The 2,004-nt window shown below is 43.2% G+C and carries 2 protein-coding genes; both read left to right on the top strand.

Features of this window, described 5'->3' with window-relative positions; all coding sequences use genetic code 11:
• Positions 1-199 precede the first annotated feature (199 nt).
• Positions 200-1,123, top strand: a complete 924-nt coding sequence (locus V7K25_RS14775; protein WP_335159094.1) for a HipA-like protein — start codon at positions 200-202, stop codon at positions 1,121-1,123.
• The gene (locus V7K25_RS14770; RefSeq protein WP_190964567.1) at positions 1,120-1,902 is read left to right on the top strand and encodes an HIRAN domain-containing protein; all 783 of its coding nucleotides are present in this window, start codon (positions 1,120-1,122) and stop codon (positions 1,900-1,902) included. Before V7K25_RS14775 ends, V7K25_RS14770 begins: the two co-directional genes overlap by 4 nt.
• The last annotated feature ends 102 nt before the right edge of the window (positions 1,903-2,004 follow it).

The following is a 2,004-nucleotide window of genomic DNA, read 5'->3' as shown; positions in this document are numbered from 1 at the left end:
TGCTTAGTAGTGTAGATTTTCATCTCTGAAGTCTGTTTCTTTTCAACTCAGCATTGCTGAGTCTTTTCTTGTTGCCTAGTCTAAACTCCAGTAATTATTCATTTGAGTAAATACTCAAAATTATCTAGTAGAAAGCTTGTGACAGACTAAGCGGGCTATGCTTAATGAGAGCGAAAAATGGCTACTGTCAATGACCTAAATGAATCCTATTCCTAAATTTCCCGTTATTTTTGTTACCAAAGCCAATTATGAGCTTTCTAGTAACGAAGCGATGGGCAGCAAATATAAATTTTGGTTTACTGATGAACAACTTGGTCGCTGCCTATATAAACAAGCGCGACAAAATTTAGGAGAAGATTGGGCAGAGAAAGTAGCATCAGAGTTGTCTGAGCTTCTAGAATTACCCCACGCCACTTATCATCTAGCAGAATGGGAAGATAATCGGGGTGTAGTTTCACCCAACTTTTTACCACCAGGAGGGACACTTGTTCATGGCAATGAAATTCTCACGCCAGTTGTGCCAAATTATCCTACTTCTGCCACCTACGGCGTATCACAACATACAATAGGTATTGTTCTGCAAGTAATAGAAGCAGATCATGTGGGCTTGCCAATAGCTTGGACACCACCGAGCGGTATCCAAAAAGCAGTAGAAGTGTTTGTTGGCTACCTCCTGTTAGATGCTTGGATTGGCAACGGCGATCGCCACCATGAAAACTGGGGCTTTGTCCGCAATAAGACGGTATCTACTACAGCAGAAACGGTACACTTAGCACCAACCTATGACCACGCCTCATCTTTAGGACGTGACCTCCCTGATGAACAGAGGCAGAAGCGCTCAATAGAGGCATACGCAAATAAATGTTATTCTGCTTTTTATGGCAGTGTTGAAGACAAAAAGCCCCTGAAAACAATTGAAGTATTTCACCGAGTTGGTCAACTTTATCCCCAAGCAGCCCATATATGGCTGGAGCGTCTTGAACGGATCTCCAGGGCGAATACGCTAGAAATTTTTAGTCGAATTAATAGAGAGCGCATCTCAACTATTGCGGTTGAGTTTGCACAAAAGATTCTTGAATTCAACCAAAACAAGCTGCTTAATTTAAGAGAATCACTACAGTGAAGACACCTCAAACACTATTTTTAGCTTGGCAAGACCCTAATAGTCGCTTCTGGTTTCCTATTGGTCGGTTGACCTTTGATGGTACTGAGTACAAGTTTGTCTACACCCAAGGCGTGAAAGAGGCACAACATCAGTGCGATTTTGAACCTTTATATTCCTTCCCGCACTTAAATCAAGTATATACATCAACCCAATTATTCCCTGTCTTTTCTAATCGGTTGCTGCCTCGTTCACGCCCTGATTACGCAAGTTTTCTTCAATGGCTGAATATTTCAGATCATGAAGATTCACCACTGGCAATTTTAGCCCGTAGTGGTGGACAACGGGAAACAGACAGTCTCGCCGTCTTCCCGCGCCCAGAGGCAGATGCAGCAGGGCAGTATCAGTTACACTTTTTCGCCCACGGGCTGAGACATCTGCCTGAATCGGCAATTGAGCGGATTAATCACTTGGAGCCAGAAGAGAAGTTATGGTTAGCTCACGAATTTCAAAACCCTCACGATTCCCAGGCATTAACTCTCCATACTGAGAATCACTATATCGTAGGTTATTGCCCACGGTACTTACGGAGTGAAGTTTTTGAGCTTCTTTTGAAAGAGCCTAGTTCAGTAGACCTGCGTGTAGAGCGTGTAAATTTACCGCCCACACCGTTACAGTTCCGTCTATTGTGTAGGATAACTACTTCATGCAATCAGGACTTTCGCCCCTTTTCTGGTGAAGAGTATCAGCCACTCATCAAGGAAGATGTTGCTACAGCATCCCTGATTTCTCCTCCTTAAATCATTTTCCTAGCAGGTTGTCGGAGAACCGCATTTAGTGACACAGTAAGATACCAATGCATCTCAATTCATGCCAAGAACTTTCAAAACGGTTGACTACGA

It is taken from the genome of Nostoc sp., assembly GCF_036919495.1.
In the GTDB taxonomy this organism is placed as follows: Bacteria; Cyanobacteriota; Cyanobacteriia; order Cyanobacteriales; family Nostocaceae; genus Nostoc.
The sequence above is the reverse complement of the archived record's forward strand: the minus strand, read 5'-3'. Positions and strand labels throughout refer to the sequence as shown.